This is a genomic window from Serratia sp. BIGb0163 (assembly GCF_024809935.1).
Taxonomy (GTDB): domain Bacteria; phylum Pseudomonadota; class Gammaproteobacteria; order Enterobacterales; family Enterobacteriaceae; genus Serratia; species Serratia quinivorans.
In genome coordinates, this window is record NZ_JANUDZ010000006.1 from 276,491 (window position 1) to 299,345 (window position 22,855).

Annotated in this window: 20 protein-coding genes and 1 rRNA gene; 17 read left to right on the forward strand and 4 right to left on the reverse strand. The window is 56.4% G+C overall.

The features are described 5' to 3' along the window. Nucleotides 1-19 precede the first annotated feature (19 nt). From M2406_RS20220 to proX (M2406_RS20240), 5 genes are all read left to right on the forward strand, one after another. Entirely contained in the window at nt 20-706 is a 687-nt protein-coding gene (locus tag M2406_RS20220; RefSeq protein ID WP_115183947.1) for a response regulator, read from the forward strand. Nucleotides 707-1,112: 406 nt separating this feature from the next. Further along, the gene (proV, locus tag M2406_RS20225; RefSeq protein WP_012146439.1) at nt 1,113-2,315 is read left to right on the forward strand and encodes a glycine betaine/L-proline ABC transporter ATP-binding protein ProV; all 1,203 of its coding nucleotides are present in this window, start codon (nt 1,113-1,115) and stop codon (nt 2,313-2,315) included. Further along, nucleotides 2,308-3,432: a glycine betaine/L-proline ABC transporter permease ProW gene (gene proW / locus M2406_RS20230; RefSeq protein WP_012146440.1), complete on the forward strand. Its 1,125-nt coding sequence runs from the start codon at nt 2,308-2,310 to the stop codon at nt 3,430-3,432. The genes proV and proW overlap by 8 nt, the downstream gene beginning before the upstream one ends. A gap of 53 nt (nt 3,433-3,485) precedes the next feature. After that, nucleotides 3,486-4,481, forward strand: coding sequence for a glycine betaine/L-proline ABC transporter substrate-binding protein ProX (gene proX / locus M2406_RS20235; RefSeq protein WP_135344987.1), 996 nt, complete (start codon nt 3,486-3,488; stop codon nt 4,479-4,481). 51 nt (nt 4,482-4,532) lie between these two features. Further along, nucleotides 4,533-5,534, forward strand: a complete 1,002-nt coding sequence (gene proX, locus M2406_RS20240) for a glycine betaine/L-proline ABC transporter substrate-binding protein ProX (RefSeq protein WP_259191133.1) — start codon at nt 4,533-4,535, stop codon at nt 5,532-5,534. 39 nt (nt 5,535-5,573) lie between these two features. On the opposite strand, the gene M2406_RS20245 is transcribed toward proX (M2406_RS20240), so the two are convergent. Beyond that, complete coding sequence (locus M2406_RS20245; protein ID WP_012146443.1) at nt 5,574-6,452, reverse strand: LysR family transcriptional regulator; 879 nt, start codon at nt 6,450-6,452, stop codon at nt 5,574-5,576. A gap of 104 nt (nt 6,453-6,556) precedes the next feature. On the opposite strand from M2406_RS20245, the gene M2406_RS20250 reads away from it, so the two are divergent. The 7 genes from M2406_RS20250 to emrB all read left to right on the forward strand — a co-directional run bounded on the left by M2406_RS20250 (nt 6,557) and on the right by emrB (nt 13,871). After that, a complete protein-coding gene (locus tag M2406_RS20250) occupies nt 6,557-7,756 on the forward strand; it encodes an MFS transporter (protein ID WP_259191134.1) in 1,200 nt (399 codons plus the stop codon). A 120-nt stretch (nt 7,757-7,876) separates the two neighbouring features. Beyond that, nucleotides 7,877-8,623, forward strand: a complete 747-nt coding sequence (locus M2406_RS20255) for an AzlC family ABC transporter permease (RefSeq protein ID WP_017893772.1) — start codon at nt 7,877-7,879, stop codon at nt 8,621-8,623. Next, nucleotides 8,613-8,966 carry an L-valine transporter subunit YgaH gene (gene ygaH / locus M2406_RS20260; RefSeq protein ID WP_012146446.1) on the forward strand — a complete coding sequence of 118 codons (354 nt, stop codon included), beginning with the start codon at nt 8,613-8,615 and terminating at the stop codon, nt 8,964-8,966. The genes M2406_RS20255 and ygaH overlap by 11 nt, the downstream gene beginning before the upstream one ends. A 159-nt stretch (nt 8,967-9,125) precedes the next feature. Further along, nucleotides 9,126-9,647, forward strand: a complete 522-nt coding sequence (gene mprA / locus M2406_RS20265; protein WP_012146447.1) for a transcriptional repressor MprA — start codon at nt 9,126-9,128, stop codon at nt 9,645-9,647. 21 nt (nt 9,648-9,668) lie between these two features. Continuing rightward, a complete protein-coding gene (locus tag M2406_RS20270; protein WP_012146448.1) occupies nt 9,669-11,120 on the forward strand; it encodes an efflux transporter outer membrane subunit in 1,452 nt (483 codons plus the stop codon). 25 nt (nt 11,121-11,145) lie between these two features. Further along, nucleotides 11,146-12,318 (forward strand): multidrug efflux MFS transporter periplasmic adaptor subunit EmrA, encoded by a 1,173-nt coding sequence (emrA, locus tag M2406_RS20275; RefSeq protein WP_012146449.1) that lies wholly within the window; start codon nt 11,146-11,148, stop codon nt 12,316-12,318. 17 nt (nt 12,319-12,335) lie between these two features. Further along, nucleotides 12,336-13,871, forward strand: a complete 1,536-nt coding sequence (emrB, locus tag M2406_RS20280) for a multidrug efflux MFS transporter permease subunit EmrB (protein ID WP_259191135.1) — start codon at nt 12,336-12,338, stop codon at nt 13,869-13,871. A 183-nt stretch (nt 13,872-14,054) separates the two neighbouring features. Here the strand turns inward: emrB and M2406_RS20285 are convergent, their stop codons facing one another. Continuing rightward, nucleotides 14,055-15,155 carry a tRNA/rRNA methyltransferase gene (locus M2406_RS20285; RefSeq protein ID WP_012146451.1) on the reverse strand — a complete coding sequence of 367 codons (1,101 nt, stop codon included), beginning with the start codon at nt 15,153-15,155 and terminating at the stop codon, nt 14,055-14,057. A gap of 208 nt (nt 15,156-15,363) precedes the next feature. On the opposite strand from M2406_RS20285, the gene trxC reads away from it, so the two are divergent. The 5 genes from trxC (at nt 15,364) to M2406_RS20310 (ending at nt 21,228) form a co-directional block, all read left to right on the forward strand. Beyond that, nucleotides 15,364-15,783, forward strand: a complete 420-nt coding sequence (trxC, locus tag M2406_RS20290) for a thioredoxin TrxC (protein ID WP_012146452.1) — start codon at nt 15,364-15,366, stop codon at nt 15,781-15,783. A 137-nt stretch (nt 15,784-15,920) separates the two neighbouring features. Next, a complete protein-coding gene (locus tag M2406_RS20295) occupies nt 15,921-16,625 on the forward strand; it encodes a tRNA-uridine aminocarboxypropyltransferase (RefSeq protein ID WP_259191136.1) in 705 nt (234 codons plus the stop codon). 33 nt (nt 16,626-16,658) lie between these two features. Then, nucleotides 16,659-19,307: a bifunctional acetate--CoA ligase family protein/GNAT family N-acetyltransferase gene (locus M2406_RS20300; RefSeq protein ID WP_012146454.1), complete on the forward strand. Its 2,649-nt coding sequence runs from the start codon at nt 16,659-16,661 to the stop codon at nt 19,305-19,307. Between the two features lie 153 nt (nt 19,308-19,460). Beyond that, nucleotides 19,461-20,816 carry a CDP-diacylglycerol--serine O-phosphatidyltransferase gene (gene pssA, locus M2406_RS20305; RefSeq protein WP_165366774.1) on the forward strand — a complete coding sequence of 452 codons (1,356 nt, stop codon included), beginning with the start codon at nt 19,461-19,463 and terminating at the stop codon, nt 20,814-20,816. A 79-nt stretch (nt 20,817-20,895) separates the two neighbouring features. Next, complete coding sequence (locus M2406_RS20310) at nt 20,896-21,228, forward strand: YfiM family lipoprotein (RefSeq protein ID WP_012146456.1); 333 nt, start codon at nt 20,896-20,898, stop codon at nt 21,226-21,228. A 1-nt stretch (nt 21,229) separates the two neighbouring features. Here the strand turns inward: M2406_RS20310 and M2406_RS20315 are convergent, their stop codons facing one another. Continuing rightward, nucleotides 21,230-22,540: an MFS transporter gene (locus M2406_RS20315; protein ID WP_012146457.1), complete on the reverse strand. Its 1,311-nt coding sequence runs from the start codon at nt 22,538-22,540 to the stop codon at nt 21,230-21,232. Nucleotides 22,541-22,771: 231 nt separating this feature from the next. After that, a 5S ribosomal RNA gene (rrf, locus tag M2406_RS20320) occupies nt 22,772-22,855 on the reverse strand; the annotation flags it as partial.

Below are 22,855 nucleotides of genomic sequence, written 5' to 3' on the forward strand. Positions count from 1 at the left end.
CGTTTCGAGCACCCGAATGATGCAACCAGAAGCACTGGACGTTTTGATCGTGGAAGATGAGCCGCAGTTGGCCACGCTGCACGCCGAGTTTATCGAGCAAAACTTTGCTCTGCGGGTGGTGGCTTATGCCGCCACGCTGGCCGAGGCCAGAGCCAAGGTCAACGCCCACCAGCCGCGGTTGATCCTACTGGATAACTTTCTGCCGGACGGCCAGGGCATCGAACTGATGGAAGAAGCTGCGGTGAAAAACCCCGGCTGTTCGGTGATCTTCATTACCGCCGCCAGCGATATGAACACCTGCAGCCAGGCTATCCGCAACGGTGCCTTCGACTACATCATCAAACCAGTATCCTACAAGCGGCTGCGCAACTCGCTGGAGCGTTTTATGCAGTTTGTTCAAACCCAGCGCACCTTTAAGGTGATCGACCAAAGCAACGTCGACGCGCTGTATAACCTGCAATCCAAACAGTTCTCCAGCGAACCCAGTGCCAAGGGCATTGAAACCAATACGCTGGAGTTGGTGCAGGCGCTGTTTATCGAACAGCCGGAGGCGGCGCACGCGGTGGAAGACGTGGTCAAACAGGTGGGTATCAGCAAAACCACCGCCCGGCGTTATCTGGAATATTGCGTCGCTACCCAGTTCGTGCGCGTAGAGATGATGTACGGCAATATCGGTCATCCACGCCGCCTGTATCGCAAGGCTTAATCTGACATCTGGCTGTCATATTAAGCGGATAATATGACCGTGCCGATATCCCCTCGATATCGGCACCTGTCGTTGAAATTAATGAAATACTGATGACTTTTACCCGGCCTATGGTCGGGTTTTTTATTGTCTGAATTCAGTGCCGAACGGGGAAATAACAAGATTATTGCAGCAGGATTATTTTTACCTAAAACCAAGCGTTTAAGGCGAATATCAGATTCAAATAATTGAATATCCACCCCACTACCATAGCCAATCGAAATGTTGATGTAAATCGCTAATATCCCATTCATCGGACATTGAGGGTTGTCTCAGATATTCACTGTGTTAGGGTATAGGCGACTATTATTTTCTATTGGGACATTTTTTATCGTTTGATAATTCATCAGAGGAAACAGCAAATTGCATGGCAATTAAACTCGAAGTAAAGAACCTGTATAAGATATTTGGCGAACATCCGGATCGCGCATTCAAACTGATTGAGAAAGGTCTGACAAAAGATCAACTGCTTGAAAAAACCGGGTTATCACTAGGCGTAAAAGACGCCTCTCTGGCCATTGAAGAAGGCGAGATATTCGTCATCATGGGGCTTTCCGGTTCAGGAAAATCCACCCTGGTACGCCTTCTCAATCGTCTGATAGAACCCACTCGCGGCCAGGTGCTGATTGACGGTGAAGATATATCGAAAATATCCGACAGCGCACTGCGCACCGTACGTCGAAATAAGATCAGCATGGTGTTTCAATCATTCGCTTTAATGCCGCATATGAATGTGTTGAATAACACCGCATTCGGTATGGAATTAGCCGGTATTCCGCCGCAGGAACGTCAGGAAAAAGCCCTCGAGGCCCTGCGTCAGGTCGGACTGGAGAATTATGCTCATTCTTATCCCGATGAACTTTCTGGTGGGATGCGTCAGCGCGTGGGATTAGCCCGTGCCATGGCTAATAATCCGGATATATTATTGATGGATGAAGCCTTCTCAGCACTTGATCCATTAATCCGTACCGAAATGCAGGATGAACTGGTTAAATTACAGGCCCAACATCAGCGTACCATCGTCTTTATTTCCCATGATTTGGACGAAGCGATGCGTATTGGCGATCGTATTGCCATTATGCAGGGCGGTGAGGTGATTCAGGTCGGTACGCCGGAGGAAATATTAAATAATCCGGCCAACGATTATGTACGCACCTTCTTCCGTGGCGTAGATGTCAGCCATGTTTTCAGCGCCAAGGATATCGCCAAGCGTCGTCCGGTCGCGCTTATTCGTAAAACCCCCGGTTTTGGTCCGCGCTCAGCGTTACAGCTGCTGCGGGATGAAGACCGCGATTATGGTTATGTTGTTGAACGCGGAAAGAAATTTATCGGCGTGGTGTCGGTAGATTCACTCAAGCAGGCGCTGGCGGCCAATCTGACGCTGGATGACGCCCTGCTGGAAGCTCCCGCCCCGGTACCGGCCGACATGCCGCTAAGCGAACTGATTTCATTGGTCGCTCTGGCGCCTTGCGCGGTACCTGTGGTCTGCGAAGAAAATAACTATATCGGAATTATTTCCAAGGCCATGCTGCTGCAGGCCCTGGATAAAGAGGGCCCAACGAATGAGTGATACTACACAGGATCCATGGGCCACTGCGCCTGCCGACGCTGGTGCCAGTGCCGCACCGGCCACTGACGCTGCAAATTCAGCGGCTCCCGCCGGCGATGCCTGGTCGAGCGCGCCGCCACCGGCAAGCCATGACGCCGCTAATCAGGCCGCTCAGGGCGCCGACTGGCTGAATAGCGCACCGGCTCAGCCGGAGCATTTCAACCTGCTCGATCCGTTCCACAAGACCTGGGTACCGTTTGACTCCTGGGTCACCCACGGCATTGATTGGCTGGTGCTGCACTTTCGCCCGCTGTTCCAGGGGATCCGCGTACCGGTCGACTTTATCCTCAGCGGTTTTCAACAACTGCTGCTGGGCATGCCGGCACCGATCGCCATTTTGCTGTTCTCGCTGATTGCCTGGCAGCTCTCCAGCCTCGGTATGGGTGCCGCCACGCTGGTCTCACTGATTGCCATTGGCGCTATTGGTGCCTGGTCGCAGGCCATGGTGACGCTGGCGCTGGTATTGACCGCCCTGTTCTTCTGTATCGTCATCGGCTTACCGCTCGGCATCTGGCTGGCGCGCAGCAAGCACGCCGGCAAGGTCATACGGCCGTTATTGGACGCCATGCAAACCACGCCGGCCTTCGTCTATCTGGTGCCGATCGTCATGCTGTTCGGTATCGGTAACGTGCCGGGAGTGGTGGTCACCATTATCTTCGCCCTGCCGCCCATCGTGCGGTTGACCATTCTGGGCATTAAGCAGGTGCCGGAAGATCTGATCGAAGCCGCTGAATCCTTTGGTGCCAGCCCGCGCCAACTGCTGTTTAAAGTGCAGTTGCCATTGGCGATGCCGACCATTATGGCCGGGGTAAACCAAACGCTGATGCTGGCACTGTCGATGGTGGTGATCGCCTCGATGATCGCCGTCGGCGGTCTGGGCCAGATGGTGCTGCGCGGTATCGGCCGCCTCGATATGGGGCTGGCCGCCGTCGGCGGGGTCGGTATCGTGATCCTGGCGATTATTCTCGACCGTCTCACCCAGTCGCTGGGGCGCGATCGCCGCAGTAAAGGCATGGGGCGTTGGTACGCACACGGCCCCATCGGCCTGGTCACCCGGCCCTTCATCAAAAAGCCTTAATTGCCCTGCCCCCGGCCAGCGTCGGGGGCACCGATAAAATCGAAGGAACCACTATGCGCTCGACAGGAATTTGGGCTTTGGCCCTGACTTCATTGCTTGGCACACAGGCGTTCGCCGTCGAACTTCCCGGCAAAGGCGTCACGGTTAAACCCTTGCAAAGCACCCTCGCCGAAGAAAGCTTCCAGACCGAACTGGTCAACCGTGCCCTGACCCAGCTGGGTTATAACGTCCAGCCGACCGCCGAGGTGGAATACAACATTGCCTACACCTCTATCGCTTCCGGTGACGCCACCTATATGGCGGTGAACTGGGATCCGCTGCAAACCGACATGTACCAAAGCGCCGGCGGCGACAAAAAGTTTTATCGCCAGGGCGCCTATATCACTAATGCAGCGCAGGGTTATCTGATTGACAAGAAAACCGCCGATAAATACCACATCAGCGATATTTCGCAGTTGAAAGATCCCAAGCTGGCCAGGCTGTTTGACGCCGACGGTGACGGCAAGGCCGATCTGGCCGGTTGTGAGCCTGGCTGGGTGTGCGGCAGCGCGATCAACACGCATATCAAAACCTATGGCCTGAGCAACACGGTTACTCAGAACCAGGGTAACTACTCCGCCATCATCGCCGACACCCTGACCCGCTATAAACAGGGCAAACCGGTGCTGTACTTCACCTGGACACCGTACTGGGTCAGCGACGAGCTGGTGCCCGGCCGCGATGTGGTCTGGTTGACCGTGCCGTTCTCCGCCAGTCCGGGTTCGTTGAAAGACAAGGATACCGCCTTGCCGAACGGCAAAAATTACGGCTTCTTCGTCAATAACGAGCATATCGTCGCCAACAAGCAATGGGCGCAGGCCAACCCGGCGGCGGCCAAGCTGTTCGCCATCATGAAGCTGCCGTTGGCGGACGTAAATGCGCAGAACCTGCGGATGCACAAGGGCGAGAACAGCGCCGACGATATACAACGCCACGTAGACGGCTGGATTAAAGCCCACCAGGCCACTTTTGACGGCTGGGTCAGCACCGCTGCGGCGGCAGCGAAATAATCCCGACGTGCCGGAAATCCCGGCTTCATAACATAAAAAAGGTATTTCACTATGCGCACTACAGGAATCTGGGCGGTTGCCCTCACCACATTGATTAGCTCACAGGCGGTTTCCGCCGCGGACTTACCGGGTAAAGGCATTAGCGTTCAGCCGGTGCAAAGCACCATATCTGAAGAAACCTTCCAGACGCTGTTGGTCAGCAAGGCGCTGGAAAAGTTGGGCTATGACGTCAAGGACACCCGTGAAGTGGACTATAACGTCGCCTACACGTCGATCGCCTCTGGCGACGCAACCTTCCTGGCGGTGAACTGGGATCCGCTGCACGCCGATCAGTACAAGGCCGCCGGTGGCGACGCCAAGTTTTACCGTGAAGGGGTTTATGTCAACGGCGCGGCGCAGGGTTATCTGATCGACAAAAAAACCGCCGATAAATACCACATCACCAACGTTGAGCAGTTGAAAGACCCGAAGATCGCCAAATTGTTTGACACCAACGGTGACGGCAAGGCCGACCTGACCGGTTGTACGCCGGGCTGGGGCTGTGAGGCGGCGATTAACCACCACATCAAGGCCTACGGCCTGTATAAGACCGTCGAGCACAACCAGGGCAACTACGCGGCGATGATTGCCGATACCATTACTCGCTACAAGGAAGGCAAACCGGTGCTGTATTACACCTGGACGCCATACTGGGTGAGCGACGTGCTGGTACCGGGCCGTGACGTCGTCTGGTTGCAGGTGCCGTTTTCCGCCATGCCGGGCGAAATGAAAGATATGGATACCAAACTGCCAAACGGTGCCAACTATGGGTTCCCGGTGAACACCATGCGCATCGCCGCCAACAAGAAATGGGCCGAAGCCAACCCGGCAGCCGCCAAGCTGTTTGCCATCATGAAACTGCCGATTAGCGACGTGAATGCGCAGAACCTGCGGATGCATGAAGGTCAGGCGTCAGAAGCCGATATCCAGGGCCACGTTAATGGCTGGATCAAGGCGCATCAGGCCACCTTTGACGGCTGGGTGAAAACCGCCGCCGAAGCCGCGAAGAAGTAATAACACCGGGGCGCAGTTCACCACTGCGCCCCGTTCTATTCATTCAGCAATAGCTATCCCACTAAACTGCAAAAACCGCTCGGCGGTTCTGGACAGTGGCTGCGGCCATACGCAGTACACCTGTCGCCGCGGACCATCCTCGATCGGGATCGACACCAGCGAACTCAAACGCTGCGCCGTCGAGATGGGCACAATGCCTGCCGCCAACCCACGCCGCACCAGATTTTCCAGCCATTCGATATGGTCAATTTCAAAACTGACATGCCGCTTGATACCTGCCGCCTGAAACGCACGGTCGGTCTGCCGCCGGGCACCGGTCCCGCTGTAAAAGTCCACCAGCGGCACTTCTGACAGGGTTTGCAGATTGACCCGTTGACGGCTGGCCAGCGGATGCTGCGTCGCCACCAGCGCAACCAGCGGCTCATCGGTTAGCTGCCGATGCGACACCGGCAGCATATCAATATCCCCCGGCCAGAGACCGACAAACGCCACGTCCGTCTTTTGTTGGCGGACGTCTTCCAGCAATGCTTCGCTCATGCCCACGTACAGCCGGATATTCACCGCCGGATAATGGCGATGAAAGTTGCCCAGTTTTTCGGTCAGATCAATCGCGTTTATGGTTGAAATAGTGCCGATGGTCAGGGTGCCGGATACCGTGCCGCTGGCGGCAACCACCTCTTCCACCAGCGCCTGTTTCGCCGCCAGCAGCCGTTGCGCCGGTTGAATAAACGCCTGCCCGGCGGTGGTCAGCCTGACCCGCCGCGAGGTGCGTTCGAACAATGTACAGCCCAGCTCCTCTTCCAGTTTGGCGATCTGGTGGCTAAGGGCAGACTGCACCGTATGGCAGCGCTGCGCCGCCCGGGTAAAGCTCTGCTCTTCGGCTACCGCCAACGCAAAGCGTATCTGTTTCAGGTTCATGGCATCTATCGCAAAATGAGATTGATCAAATGAAAATTATACATTGGATTCGCCGGCTGTCGTGCCCGATACTTCGGCTAACTTTTCCCTGTGATTAATATCTTATGAGCCAACAACATTCACAGCCGGGTCTCAGCCCGGCGCTGATCGTGCTGATCGCTATCGCCACCGGTCTGGCGGTCGCCAGTAACTATTACGCCCAGCCGCTGCTGGAAACCATCGCCCAGAACTTCGATTTATCGGTCAATCAGGCCGGCTTTATCGTCACTGCAGCCCAGTTGGGCTACGCCGTTGGCCTGCTGTTGCTGGTGCCACTCGGCGATATGTTTGAACGCCGCGGCCTGATCGTCTTTATGACGCTGCTGGCGGCGGGCGGCATGCTGATCACCGCCAGTTCCACGACCTTGCCGATGATGATCCTCGGGACCGCGCTCACCGGGCTGTTCTCGGTGGTGGCGCAAATTCTGGTGCCGCTGGCGGCCACCCTGGCCCATCCGGAAAAACGCGGCAAAACCGTCGGCATTATCATGAGCGGCCTGCTGCTCGGCATTCTGTTGGCGCGCACCGTAGCCGGAGCGCTGGCGTCACTCGGCGGCTGGCGTACCATCTACTGGGTCGCCAGCGTGCTGATGATCCTGATGGCATTGATCCTGTGGCGCACACTGCCGCGTTACAAGCAGCATTCGGGGCTGAATTACCCGCAGTTGCTGAAATCGATCTTCACCCTGTTTTGCGGGACCCCGCTGCTGCGTACCCGCGCGATACTCGGGGCGCTGTCGTTCGCCAACTTCAGCGTGCTGTGGACTTCGATGGCCTTTTTACTGGCGGCTCCGCCGTTTGGTTATTCCGAAGGGGTGATTGGTCTGTTTGGCCTGGTCGGCGCTGCCGGCGCATTGGCGGCTTCACGCGCCGGGCATTTGGCGGATCAGGGTAAGGCCGGTTTAACCACCAGCGTGGGCCTGGTCCTGCTGCTGCTTTCCTGGATACCCATCGCTTTCGCTAAACAATCCCTGTGGGCGTTGATCGCCGGTATCCTGATCCTCGACCTGGCCGTGCAGGCCGTACACGTCACTAACCAGAGCGTGATTTACCGCATTATGCCGGAAGCGCGCAACCGCCTGACAGCCGGCTACATGACCAGCTATTTCATCGGGGGTGCACTCGGCTCACTGCTGTCTGCCTCGGCCTATCAACATGCGGGTTGGACCGGCGTTGCCGTGGCCGGGGGCGTTTTGTGCCTGCTCAACCTGCTGACCTGGTGGCGCGGCAAGCACCACGATCCGCAAGGACCGGCGACAATCTGATTAGCAAGCGAATAGTCATATCGGGAATTTATTAGCGCCGCAGGGTATAAACATTACTCACTCTCTGGTAATGTTCTGCAGATGAACTATTGATCTCTATATCCTGCGACACTAATAAAAATGCAAAGCCAAGCTGCAGAAAACCTCAATCCCCCAGCCGTCAGTTCTACCTTCACCCACGGCATCGTCGACAGTTTACCGATCGTCATCGGCTACGTGCCGGTGGCCTTTGCCTTTGGCCTGAGCGCCGTTAAGCTGGGGTTCTCCCCACTGGAGAGCATCTTCTTTTCCTGCATTATCTATGCAGGCGCCAGCCAGTTCGTGATCACCGCCCTGCTGAGCGCCGGCATGTCGCTGTGGGTTTCCGCGCTGACCGTGATGGCCATGGATATACGGCATCTGCTGTATGGCCCCGCTCTGCGCCACCGCATCGTCTCACGCATGTCGGCCGGTAAAACCGCACTCTGGGCCTTCGGCCTGACCGACGAAGTGTTCGCCGCCGCTACCGCCAAACTGATGCGCAATAACCGCAGCTGGAGCGAGAACTGGATGCTCGGCATTTCACTGTGCTCCTGGCTGTCGTGGGTAGCGGGCACCGCCATCGGAGCGCTGTTCGGTAACGGACCGCTGGAGCAATACCCGGTGGTTGAAGCCTCGTTGTCCTTTATGCTGCCGGCGCTGTTCCTCAGCTTCCTGCTGGCCGCCTTCAGGCGTCCACAAAGCCTGACCATCGTCGCCGCACTGGCTGGCGCGCTGCTTGGCGTGGTGCTGTTTTCCATTCCCGTCGCCATTTTAGCCGGCATCAGCGCCGGCTGTATTGCCGCCCTGTTCCAACCCACCGCAACGGAGGCCATCGATGAACACTGATGTGGTGGTGATTGGCCTGGTGGTCGGTTGCGCGAATTACCTGTTCCGTTACTTGCCCTTACGCCTGGCTCCGGCGCGTGCCCAACCGGGCATTAAACGCGGTAAAACCGCGCTGTTGCTCGACAGCATTGGTATCGCCTCCATTTGTGCACTGTTGGTGGTGTCCAGCACGCCGGTGGTGATGCGCGAACCGGACAAGCTGTGGCCGACGCTGGTCGGCTTCGCCGCCCTGGGGCTGTGCTTTTACCGTAGCAAAAGCATCATTCTGTCTACCTTGATCGGTGCGCTCGCCTTTGGCATCACGTTAAAAATATTTATGATTTTCGGTCCTGCCAGCCTTTGATTTTATCCGTCATCCCCATTCTGAGCTGTCGCTCGTGAATGGGCCGTTGACAAATAACTTACAAATGACACGAATTGCTAAATTATTCGCACGGCTGAAGATTTACATTATTAATCACTATCGTTACTATCTCGAACGAAATTAATGAGGCCCCAAATTATGGAAAGCTCGTTTACTCCCATTGAACAAATGCTTAATTTCCGCGCAAAACGTCAGAAAGATTTTCCTTATCAGGAAATTCTGCTGACCCGGCTGTGCATGCACATGCAAAGCAAGCTGCTGGAAAACCGCAATAAAATGCTCAAGGCACAAGGGATTAACGAAACACTGTTTATGGCGCTGATTACTCTGGATGCGCAGGAGAATCACAGCATCCAGCCTTCTGAGCTAAGCTCTGCTCTGGGCTCGTCACGCACCAATGCCACGCGGATTGCCGATGAACTGGAAAAACGCGGCTGGATTGAACGCCGGGAAAGCGACCATGACCGTCGTTGCCTGCATCTGCACATGACGCCGCAGGGAGAAGAGTTTCTCAACCAACTGCTGCCACCGCAGCACAAATGTCTGCATTTCCTGTGGTCCACGCTGAACGATGATGAACAGCAACAGCTTGAACAGCTGACACGCAAGCTGTTAACGCGTCTGGACCAGATGGAAGTTTCAGGACAGTTATCCCAATAATTTCTGTTCAGGTAACCTACTATGCGATCCCCGTTTAACTGGAGATTCACCCCGCTGTTCGCCGTATTGCTGCTGGCCGGGTGCGCTTCTACCGACAATATTGCCCCGCAGTCCACCTTGATGGACCCGCAGAGCCTGCAATTGTCACAGCCGAAAGTCAGCTCGCTGAACGTTAGCCCACAGTGGTGGCGCTCGCTTAACGATCCACAGCTCGACAGTCTGATGACCCAGACGCTGCAAAGCTCACCGACGCTGAGACAAGCCGCCGGGCGCGTGCGCGAAGCGCAAAGTGTGATGGGTGAAGCCAGTGCAGCCAACGGCCCGAATCTGGATCTGAACGCCAGCAGCAACCGCCAGAAAGTCCCGCAAAACGTCAACATGGGATTGGGCTATCCACATAAGCCGATCTACGAGAGCTCCAACTCGCTGGGGCTGAATCTGGCCTATGAATTTGACTGGTGGGGTAAATACCGCAATCAGGTTAACGCCGCCAAGGCGCAGGTCGATGCGGCCCGCGCCGAGCAGGAACAGGCTGCGCTGACGTTAACCAGCTCGGTGGCCTCCGCCTATTTCCAGCTGCAGAGCAATTTCGCGCTGGAAAAACTGCTGCAACAGGAAGTCGACAACAACCAACGCCTGACGGATTTGCGCCAACAACAATATAAAGCCGGCATCACCGGTGTTGATGTTCCGCAACAAAGCCAGGCGCAGGCCGACGGTGCCAAGCAGCAGATCCTGCAACTGCAGTCGCAGATTGAACAACTAAGACACCAGTTGGCCGCGCTGGCCGGCCAGGGCCCAAGCGCGATGCAGCATCTGCGTCCGGTGGCTCTGCCCGCCAGTAATCTGATGGCGCCAAAAGGTGAACTGACCGCCGATCTGCTGGGCAAACGCCCGGATATCGCCGCGCAGCGTCAGTTGGTCGAGTCTTACAACCAACGCGTCAGCGCCGCCCGCAAGGAATTTTACCCCAGCCTGACCATTTCAGCCTTTGCCGGCCTGACTACCACCAACACCAGTGGGACCAGCCCGAATCTGTTTGAGGCGGCCAGCCAGGCCTGGAACGTGATGCCGGCGATTTCATTGCCGATCTTCCACGCCGGTGCGCTGCGCAGCAAACTGGGTGAGGAGTCCGCGCTGTATGACCAGGCGGTGGAGTCCTATAACCAAACCATCCTGAATGCCGTGCAGGAAACCGCCGATGCCATCACCGTCCAACAAAGCACTGCGCAACAGCAGCTGCAGGCGGCATCTGCGTCCCAATCGATGCAACAGGTGTACCGCGTCGCTAACGCTCGATACCAGGCAGGGATTATCGGGCGCGACCAGTTGTTAACCAGCCAGACGCAGCTCTTGCAGCAGCAACAGGCGGAACTGAATGCCAACAGCAACTTGCTGCAGGCGAAGATAGGACTGATCCGTGCGCTGGGCGGTGGCTATCAGGCCCCGGTCGCTGCGGATTCAAAAGCATAATAAAATAGAGAGCTTGGAGAACACCATGAGCGCAAGCGCGGAGACTCAGACCCCGCCACAACCTGTCGGCAAAAAGAAGCAGCGCAAGTTTTGGCTGCTGTTGATGACGGTTATTTTCGTTGTTATTGGGGTGGCATATTTAGTGTATTGGTTCCTGGTGTTGCGTCATCATCAGGAAACGGACGACGCCTATGTGTCCGGTAACCAGGTGCAGATCATGGCCCAGGTGAACGGTAGCGTTAACAGCGTCAACTTCGACAATACCGACTACGTGAAGCAGGGGGATGTGCTGCTCACGCTGGATCCGACCGATGCCGAACAGGCGCTTGAACGCGCCAAAACCGGCCTGGCCAACAGCGTGCGTCAGACCCACCAGCTGATCATCAACAGCAAGCAGTATCAGGCCAACATTGCCCTGCGCAAGTCTGACCTGAGCAAGGCGGAGAACGATCTGAAGCGCCGCGTGGTACTGGGCAGCCTTGACGCCATCGGCCGTGAAGAACTGCAACATGCGCGTGATGCGGTCGACAGCGCCAAAGCGGCACTGGAAGTGGCGGTTCAGCAATACAACGCCAACCAGGCGATGGTGCTGAACACCCCGCTGGAGCAACAGCCGGCTATCCAACAGTCCGCTGCGCAAATGCGTGACGCCTGGCTGGCGCTGCAACGTACCAAAATCATCAGCCCGATTACCGGCTATGTGTCCCGCCGCAGCGTACAGGTTGGCGCGCAAATCGCCGCCGGTTCCCCGCTGATGGCGGTGGTGCCTGCCGATCACATCTGGGTGGACGCCAACTTCAAAGAAACCCAGATCGCCAATATGCGCATCGGTCAATCGGCCACCGTGGTCAGTGATATTTACGGTGACGACGTGGTGTACAGCGGCAAAGTGGTCGGTATCGATATGGGCACCGGCAGCGCCTTCTCACTGCTGCCTGCGCAGAATGCTACCGGTAACTGGATCAAGGTGGTTCAGCGCCTGCCGGTACGTATTGAACTGGATGCCAAGCAAATCGCCGATCATCCGCTGCGTATCGGTCTGTCGACGCTGGTGAAAGTTGACACCACTAACCTGGACGGCCGCGTGCTGTCTGACGTGGTGCGTGACAAGCCGTTGTATCAGACCGACGCGCTGGCGTTGAACCTGGCACCGGTTAACCAGATGATCGCCGACGTGATCCATGCGAATGCCGGCTAAGCGCGTGGGAGGCTACCTTGGCACAGAAACCGCTTGAAGGTGCCCAGCTCGCCTGGATGACGGTCGCGCTCGCCATGGCGACCTTTATGCAGGTGCTGGACTCCACCATTGCCAACGTGGCGATCCCGACCATCGCGGGTAACCTCGGGTCTTCCAACTCGCAGGGTACCTGGGTGATCACCTCGTTTGGCGTGGCGAACGCTATCTCGATCCCGATCACCGGCTGGCTGGCGAAGCGCGTCGGTGAAGTGCGGCTGTTCCTTTGGTCCACCGCACTGTTCGTGCTCGCTTCCTGGCTGTGCGGCATCTCCAACAGCCTGGGCATGCTGATCTTCTTCCGCGTGATCCAGGGCGTGGTCGCGGGGCCACTGATCCCGCTGTCGCAAAGTCTGTTGCTGAACAACTATCCGCCCGCCAAGCGAGCGATGGCCCTGGCGCTATGGTCGATGACGGTGATCGTCGCGCCAATATTCGGGCCTATCCTCGGCGGTTATATCAGTGATAACTATCACTGGGGCTGGATCTTCTTCATCAATATTCCGATTGGCGCCGTAGTGATCCTGGTGGCGATGTCGACGTTGAAAGGCAGGGAAACCAAAACCGAGATCAAACCGATCGATACCGTCGGCCTGGTGCTGTTGATCGTCGGTATTGGTTCGCTGCAGGTGATGCTCGATCAGGGCAAGGAGCTGGACTGGTTCAACTCCACCGAGATAATAGTGCTAACGGTGGTGGCGGTGGTGGCGCTGGTGTTCCTGATCATCTGGGAACTGACGGATGACCACCCGGTGGTGGATCTGTCGCTGTTCAAGTCGCGCAACTTTACCGTCGGCTGCCTGTGTATCAGCCTGGCCTATATGCTGTACTTCGGCGCTATCGTGCTATTGCCGCAGCTGCTGCAGGAGGTGTATGGCTATACCGCCACCTGGGCGGGGCTGGCCTCGGCACCTATCGGGTTGATACCGGTATTGCTGTCGCCGATCATCGGCAAGTTCGGTAACCGGCTCGACATGCGACGGCTGGTGACCTTCAGCTTCATTATGTATGCCGTGTGCTTTTACTGGCGCGCCTATACGTTTGAACCGGGAATGGACTTTGGCGCCTCGGCCTGGCCGCAGTTTGTCCAGGGCTTCGCCATTGCCTGCTTCTTTATGCCATTGACCACCATTACGCTGTCCGGTCTGCCGCCGGAGCGTATGGCGGCGGCATCGAGCCTGTCGAACTTTACCCGTACGCTGGCGGGGTCGATCGGGACGTCGATCACCACCACGCTGTGGACTCAGCGCGAGTCGCAACACCACTCGCAGCTGGCGGAGTTTGTGAATCCTTACAGCCCGCAGTCGCAGGACATGTACCGGCAACTGGAACAGATTGGCATGAGCAAGCAGCAGGCGTCGGCCTATATCGCCAACGAGATCACCGCGCAGGGGCTGATTATCTCGGCTAACGAGATATTCTGGCTGTCCGCTGGGGTGTTCCTGGTGCTGCTGGCGCTGGTCTGGGTGGCGAAACCGCCATTCAGCTCCGGCGGTGGGGGCGGCGGCGCTCACTAAACAGTAGAAAGCAAAACGGGCACCCCAGGGTGCCCGTTTTTTTATAAAATATTATGTATACCCTATGAATTTCAAGTTGTAGCTAGGCGACCAACTCACTCATCCCCAGGCGCTTACTCTAGTAAGTAACTGGGGTGAGTTAGTGCAGGTAACAACGCTGCGGCTTGAAAGGCGACGGGTATATTAAGCCTGGTTTTGACGCCACCAGTCAGCCAGCAAAATGCCGGTCGCGACCGATACGTTCAGGCTTTCCACCTTGCCGGTACCGCCGATAGACACGTTCATGTCGCCCTGCTGCCAGGCACTGTCGCTCAGGCCGTCACGTTCCTGGCCGAGTACCAGTACCATTTTGGCCGGCAGCTTAGCCTGCGCCAATGGAGTCCCTTTGTGGCTCGAGGTGGTGACGATGGCGTAACCCGCCTTGCGGAAGGTATCCAGCACCGACAGGAAGTCATCGGCGTTAATTGCCTTGATGTGTTCCGCGCCGCCTTCGGCCGTACGCACCGCAGCACCTGATTCCAGCACCGCCGGATCCTGCAGCAACACGCCGTTAACGCCAAAGTGAGCGCAAGAACGCACGATAGCACCCAGGTTGTGCGGGTTGCCTACTTCTTCCAGCGCCAGCACGCAGTCTTTCGCCGGGGCTTCTTTCAGATAGGTTTGCGCATCCAGACCCTGACGCTTTTTAATCAGGAAGCAAACGCCGCCGTGGTGTTCGGTGCCGGACGCTTTGGCCAGCTCTTCTTCATCCACCACGTGATAGGCTTTGCGGTTTGCCGCCATCCAGCGCAGTGCTTCACGAAAACGTGGCGTGACCGACTGTACGAACCAGGCGCGGACGATAGCGTCCGGACGGCTGGCAAACAGGGCCTGACAGGCGTTTTCACCGTAAACGCGGGTTTCTTCCGCACGCTGACGACGTAACTGTTCTGGATCGATAAAGCTCTTGCCGCTGATGCCGCCGTGATCAAACGCCGGCTCTTCTTCCGGGCCACGTGACACGGTTTTCCACGGCGAATCATAACCGCCACGGTCTTCATTGTGCGCTGGACGGCGAGGACGATCGCTTTCACTGCGGCGGGAATCAGAGCCAGAGCCACGGCGATCGTTATTACCGCGCGGCTTGTCCTGACCGGTACGGCCCGAAGAGCGCGCACCGTCTGCCGGACGGCCTTTGCCGGCCGGACGCTTATTCTTGTTACGGTCGTCGCTGTTGTTGTCGTCGTCACTGCGGACGTACATCACTTTAACTTTACCGTTCTTGCCACTAAATGAATCGTTCATTTTCTTCTCCACCAACGCGCAGGGCGCGAAGATTACCTGATGTTGGGGTGCTAAGCCACCTACTTGCGCTAAAAGCTAACAACTATCGTATTCATCGAACAAACCTCTTTGTCCATTGCCCTACTTTTAACGATAATAAGCAGCATTAAAGATACATATCCGCAACCCGAGTGCGGCATGTCGTGCATTCTCAGTATCCGAGGTCATCATGAATACAGTTTGTCCAGCTTGTAATGCCACCAACCGCGTGCCTGAAGAACGAGTGGCTGACGGCGCGAAATGCGGCCGTTGCGGCCATGCGCTCTTTGACGGCGAGGTGATCAACGCCACCGCCGCCACACTGGACTCGTTGTTGCAGGATGGCCTGCCAGTGGTGGTCGATTTTTGGGCGCCGTGGTGCGGCCCCTGCGTCAGTTTTGCCCCGATCTTTGAAGACGTCGCCGAAGAGCGCGCCGGCAAAGTTCGCTTCGTTAAAGTCAACACCGAGGCAGAACCCGAACTGAGCGCCCGTTTCCGCATCCGCAGCATTCCAACCATTATGCTGTTCCGCGAAGGGAAAATGGTCGACATGCTCAACGGTGCCATGCCGAAAACGCCGTTCGATAACTGGCTCAATGAACTAGTTTAACGCAGAAAGTCTATACCCGTCGCCTTTCAATAGGCGGTGTTGTCCATTGCCCGTGACACCGCCGTGACGCAATCCAGCCCGAACGCTCCCGTCGGGCTTTTTTCTGCGTTACAATAGCGGTTTTCCCCGAGATCTTTATGACCGACAACGCCGTCCTTCGCCTGCGCCAATTTCGCCTGGAACGCTCTACTCGCCCTTTTCTGGCGCGTGGCAACCGCGTACCGCGTTGTCAGGGCTGCCTGCTACCCCATAAAAACTGCCTGTGTGACAGTATCCGGCCACAGCCTGCCGCCAGCCGTTTTTGCCTGATCATGTTTGGTGCAGAACCGCTGAAACCGAGCAATACCGGCCGACTGATCGCCGATATTCTGCCGGAAACCCAGGCATTTCTTTGGTCGCGCACCGAGGTTGACCCTGCCCTGCTGGCGGCGATTAACGATCCCGAACGCCAGCCTTACGTGGTGTTTCCCGCGCCCTATGCCGCCCCCGAGCGGCCGGTGTTCAGCGAATTGCCTGCCGGTGGCAAACCGCCGTTGTTTATTATGCTCGATGGCACCTGGACCGAGGCGAGCAAAATGTTCCGTAAAAGCCCGTACCTTAATCAGTTCCCGGTATTCTCACTCAACGTGACCGCCGCTTCGAATTACCAACTGCGCGAAGCCAGCCGCATCGAACAGCACTGCACGGCCGAAGTGGCGGCAGCGCTGTTGCAGCAAGCCGGTGACGTGGCCGCCGCTAACGGGCTGGCCGAGCATTTTCACTATTTCCGTCAACAGTATCTGGCCGGGAAACCTACCCGCCCGGAGGCACCGGTCACAGCAAAGCCGTCGCAAAACGCCTAGAATCAGGCGTAACGTTGCCTAAAGGAGTCGTGCATGAGCCAGCGAGGGTTAGAAGCGCTTTTACGTCCTAAATCGATTGCCGTTCTCGGCGCTTCACAACAGCCCGGCCGCGCCGGTAACCTGATGATGAGCAACCTGCTGGCCGGCGGTTTCAACGGGCCGGTGATGCCGGTCACACCGCGCTACAAGGCAGTGTGTGGCGTCATGGCCTACCCAGACGTCGCCAGCCTGCCCATCAGCCCCGATTTGGCGATACTTTGTACCCATGCGCAGCGCAACCTGGCATTGATTGAAGAGCTGGGCAAGCGCGGCTGCAAAACTGCCATTGTGCTCTCCTCCCCGCCGGAACAGTTCGCCGAGCTGAAAGCCTGTGCGCAGCGTTATTCGATGCGCCTGCTGGGGCCAAACAGCCTCGGCCTGCTGGCTCCCTGGCAAGGCATTAACGCCAGTTTCTCACCGGTCCCCATTCTCAAAGGCAAGCTGGCGTTTATTTCCCAGTCCGCCGCCGTGGCCAACACCATTCTCGACTGGGCGCAACAGCGTGAGGTTGGCTTTTCCTATTTTATCGCGCTGGGCGATAGCCTGGATATTGACGTCGACGACCTGCTGGACTTTCTGGCGCGCGACAGTAAAACCAGCGCCATTTTGCTGTATCTGGAAAACATCAGCGATGCACGGCGCTTTTTATCCGCCTCGCGCAGCGCCTCACGCAACAAACCGATTCTGGTGGTCAAAAGCGGCCGCAGCCAGCAGGCCCAACTGTTGCTTAACAGCCAACAGGGGCTGGATGCCGCCTACGATGCCGCTATCCAGCGCGCCGGTTTGTTGCGCGTGCAGGATACCCATGAGCTGTTCTCCGCAGTAGAGACCCTGAGCCATATGCACCCGCTGCGCGGCGAGCGGCTGATGATCGTCAGCAACGGTGCGGCACCGGCCGCTATGGCTCTGGACGAGCTGTTGGGCCGTAATGGCAAGCTGGCGCAGTTGGGCGACGAGATCCTGGCGCAGCTTGGCGAGGCTTTGCCCGAATTTATCCAAGCCGGCAACCCGATAGACCTGCGTGATGACGCGACACCGCAACGTTATCTGGCGGCGGTTAAAACGCTGCTCGACAGTCATGACTACGACGCCTTACTGCTGATCCATGCCCCAAGCGCGGCGGCCCCGGGCACCATTACTGCCGAACGTATTATCGAAGCGGTACGTCAGCACCCGCGTGGCAAACGCATTACGCTACTCACCAATTGGTGCGGTGAATATTCCTCGCAGGAAGCCCGACGGCTGTTTACCGAGGCCGGCATACCCACCTATCGCACCCCGGAAGGCGCGGTGACCGCGTTTATGCATATGGTGGAATACCGCCGTAATCAGAAACAGCTAAAAGAAACTCCGGCGCTCCCGGTCGGCCTGACCGCCAACACCGCCGATGCCCACCGATTAATTCAACAGGCGCTGGCCGAAGGCGCTACGCAGCTCGATACTCACGAGGTGCAATCGATTCTGCAGGCCTATGATCTGACCACGCTGCCAACCTGGATTGCCGAAGACAGTGCCGAAGCGGTGCATATCGCCGAGCAAATTGGCTACCCGGTAGCCCTGAAATTGCGTTCGCCGGATATCCCCCACAAGTCTGAAGTCCAGGGCGTTATGCTCTACTTGCGCACCGCGACCGAAGTGCAGCGGGCAGCAGATGCGATCCTTGACCGGGTGAAACGCACCTATCCGCAGGCACGTATCCACGGCTTGCTGGTGCAGAGCATGGCCAACCGCGCCGGGGCACAAGAGCTGCGTATTGCGGTGGAACAAGATGCCATTTTTGGCCCATTGATCATGCTGGGCGAAGGGGGTATCGAATGGCGGCAGGAAAATCAGGTCGCGGTGGCGCTGCCGCCGCTGAATATGGCGCTGGCGCGCTATCTGGTATTGCAGGCGGTAAAAGGAGGAAAAATCCGCGGGCGCAGTGCCCTGAGGCCGCTGGATATTCCCGGGCTGAGTCGCCTGTTGGTGCAAGTCTCCAATCTGATCCTCGACTGTCCGGAAATCACCCGGCTGGACATCCACCCGGTACTGGCCTCCGGCAGCGAGTTCACCCTGCTGGATGTTTCCATGCAGCTTGCCCCCTTTGTGGGTGACCCGCAGGCAAGGCTGGCGATCCGTCCTTATCCCCATGAGCTGGAAGAAACCATTGGGTTGAAAGACGGTTCGCAATGCCTGTTCCGGCCGATCCTGCCGGAAGATGAACCTGCACTGAAACACTTTATCGATCGCGTGACCAAGGAAGACCTCTACTATCGCTACTTCAGTGAGATCAACGAGTTTACCCATGACGATTTGGCTAACATGACGCAGATCGACTACGATCGAGAAATGGCTTTTGTAGCAGTGCGTGATGAACAGATTATAGGCGTAACCCGCGCGCTATCCGACCCGGACAATACCGATGCAGAATTTGCCGTGCTGGTGCGTTCCGATCTGAAAGGACTAGGTCTGGGACGCCAACTGCTGGAAAAGATGATCGCCTATGCCCGAGCCCATGGGTTGACCCGTCTGACCGGTATCACCATGCCGAACAACCGTGGAATGATCGGGCTGGCACAGCGGTTGGGTTTTGGCATTGATGTGCAGATCGAGGACGGTATCGTCAATTTGACCCTGCCGCTGCAGGCGGAGGAAGCGCAGTGACCTGTGTCGCAATGCGCTACGAATCCACCACTTAACGCCAAAACATACGCACAATCGAGGCAACTAGTGGTATTATCGCCCGATTATTCGATTTGTTGTTTTTCCGTATTTGGCGTTCAGGCCATCTAATCATGAGAGAAGAAGCGCACTGTGATGTTGTCAAAATTTAAACGTAGCAAACATCAACAACACCTTGCACAACTGCCCAAACTCCCTCAGACGGTAGCTGATGTACGTACTTTGTACACGCCGTCTGATTACCGTGCCACCCTGCTGGAATTAATCGCTAACGCCACCCAACGCATTTATCTGGTCGCTCTGTATCTGGAGCATGACGACGCCGGGCGCGATATTCTCAACGCACTTTATCAGGCGAAGCAGCGGTGTCCGGAGCTGGAGATTTGCATTTTGGTCGACTGGCATCGTGCCCAGCGTGGGCGCATCGGCGCCGCGGCCGCCAATACCAACGCCGACTGGTACTGCTCAATGGCAGACCAGCATCCGGGGCTGCCGGTGCCGATATACGGCGTGCCGGTCAACACCCGTGAAGCCTTGGGCGTGTTGCACCTGAAAGGTTTTGTTGTCGACGATACCGTGATTTACAGCGGTGCCAGTATCAATGACGTTTACCTGCATCAGCATGAAAAATACCGTTACGATCGCTACCAACTGATCGCTAACGGTGAATTGGCCAATACCCTGGTCGATTACATCAAACAGCATCTGCTGACCGCCGGCGCCGTACAACGTTTGGATCGTGACGATCGCCCGAAAAGCCCCGAGATCAAAAACGAAACTCGCCTGTTCCGCTTCGGCCTGCGTCGTGCCGGCTATCAGTTTAGCAACAACGCCAGCAACGATGAGCTGGCGGTAACACCGCTGGTTGGGCTGGGCAAACAAAGCATACTGAATAAAACCATTCACCACCTGATGTCCAGCGCCGATCAGAAACTGACGCTGTGCACCCCCTATTTCAACCTGCCGGCGCTGCTGGTGCGCAATATTATTTATCTGTTGCGCCAGGGCAAGCAGGTGGAAATCATTGTCGGTGATAAAACCGCTAATGACTTCTATATTCCGGAAGATCAGCCATTTAAAATTATCGGCGCTCTGCCTTACCTGTACGAAATCAACCTGCGACGCTTTCTCAGCCGTCTGCAGCGTTATATCGATACCGGTCAGCTGATTGTTCGCCTGTGGAAAGACGGCGATAACAGCTATCACCTGAAAGGCATGTGGGTGGATGACGAATGGCAGTTGATTACCGGTAATAACCTCAATCCACGCGCCTGGCGGTTGGATCTGGAAAATGCCATTCTGATCCACGATCCCAAACAGGAAATGCGTGAGCAGCGGCATAAAGAGCTGGAGTGCATCCGTACCCATACCACCGTGGTGGGACACTATCTGGAATTGCAAAGCATCCAGGAGTATCCGATCAAAGTGCGTAAGCTGATCCGCCGTCTGCGCCGTATCCGTATCGACCGATTGATTAGCCGTATATTGTAAGCGCGCTATAATTCAGCTATCGCAGACCCCGGCCCATGCCGGGGTTTTTTATGAGCCGTGACAACAGGATGTTTTCATTATGCGCCCACTCCGCTGTCTGTTTGTGCTGCCCTTTGTCCTGTTCACCAGCGGTTGCACCCATTGGGCAAATGACAGCTGGACCGGAAAAGACAAGGCACAGCATTTTGTCTCTTCTGCTGCCTTTGCCGCCGCGGGTGCCGCTTATGGCGATCATCAAAACTGGAGTGAGGCTCGCAGCCGGAGCTTTGGCCTGATGTTTTCAATCGGACTGGGTGCCGCCAAAGAGCTGTATGACAGTCGCGAAGGCGGCACCGGCTGGAGCTGGAAGGATTTTGCCTGGGATGTGGCGGGGGCGGCTACGGGGTATAGCCTGTACCACGCCACCCGTTGATTCACAGTTGGATCTCTTTCCCCTTGCGATGCAAGCGAAGTGAAACGATCAGCGCCAACAGACACATGCCGGAAACGTACCAGAAGAAGGCATTCTCTATGCCATATGACTTCAGCGACAGGGCAACATATTCTGCAGACCCGCCAAACATCGCGTTAGCCACCGCATAAGACAGACCAACGCCTAGCGCCCGCACTTCCGGCGGGAACATTTCGGCTTTCAGCAACCCACTGATCGAAGTATAAAAACTGACAATAAACAGTGCCAGTACGATCAGACCGAATGCCGCATAGGGATTGCTGACATTTTTCAAGGTTAACAGAATAGGTACTGTGAGTAAGGTGGCGAAAGAGGCAAAGATCAGCATTGAGCTACGGCGACCAATCTTGTCCGATAGTGCCCCAACCAACGGTTGCAGCAGCATATAGATAAACAAGGCTGCAGTCATAATCCCGCTGGCCAGCTTGGCATCCATCCCTGAGGTATTGACCAGATACTTTTGCATGTAGGTGGTAAAAGTATAAAAACTCAGCGAGCCACCGGCGGTAAACCCCAGCACCATCAGGAAGGCTTTGCGATTCTTCCACAGCCCTTTCAGCGAACCGGCATCCTTATGGTTACGGGTTTCGGCATCGGAAGTTTCATTCAGTGAACGGCGCAGATACAACGCCACTACGGCCAATACCGCTCCTATCGCGAAGGGAATACGCCAGCCCCAGGCTTTGAGCTCTTCCGTGGACAGGATTTGTTGTAGCGCCACCAAAACCAGCAACGCCAACAGTTGGCCGCCAATCAGCGTGACATATTGGAAAGAGGCATAGAACCCGCGTCGCCCCTTTATGGCCACCTCACTCATATAGGTGGCACTGGTACCATATTCACCGCCGACCGACAGCCCCTGGAACAGGCGTGCAACCAGCAGCAGCACCGGTGCCCAACTGCCGATCGACTCGTAGGTCGGTAAGCAAGCGATCACCAGCGATCCGGCGCACATCATACAGACCGAGATCAGCATCGAGTTTTTACGGCCATGCTTGTCGGCAATATAACCGAACAACCAGCCACCAATTGGGCGCATAAAGAAACCGGCGGCAAACACACCGGCCGTTTGCAGCAGCTGGGTAGTACTGTTACCGGCGGGGAAAAACGAGGCGGCAAAGTAGATAGAACAGAAGGAATAGACGTAAAAATCAAACCACTCCACCAGATTCCCTGATGAAGCCCCAACAATCGCGAAAATACGTTTCTTTTTGTCCTGAACAGCCAGATCGGCGGTCCCTTCATCCTCAATGGCCGAGGTTGTTTCTGTCATTTTATATTCTCCGAGCCAGATAAACAGTGAAGTCGGCGTCCTGCCGTTTAAATGTGATTCAATTGTTAGTGTTTAGTTAACGATTAAAACAAATAGCGGGCGAAGAATATAGCGTGATTTATGTGATGTGTATTGAAGAGTGATATGAAAATTGGTGGGATAACGGTCATTTATTTATAGCAGGCAAAGCAAAAAGGCCATCCTTGCGGATGGCCTTTTTGCTTAATTGATGCCTGGCAGTGTCCTACTCTCGCATGGGGAGACCCCACACTACCATCGGCGCTACGGCGTTTCACTTCTGAGTTCGGCATGGGA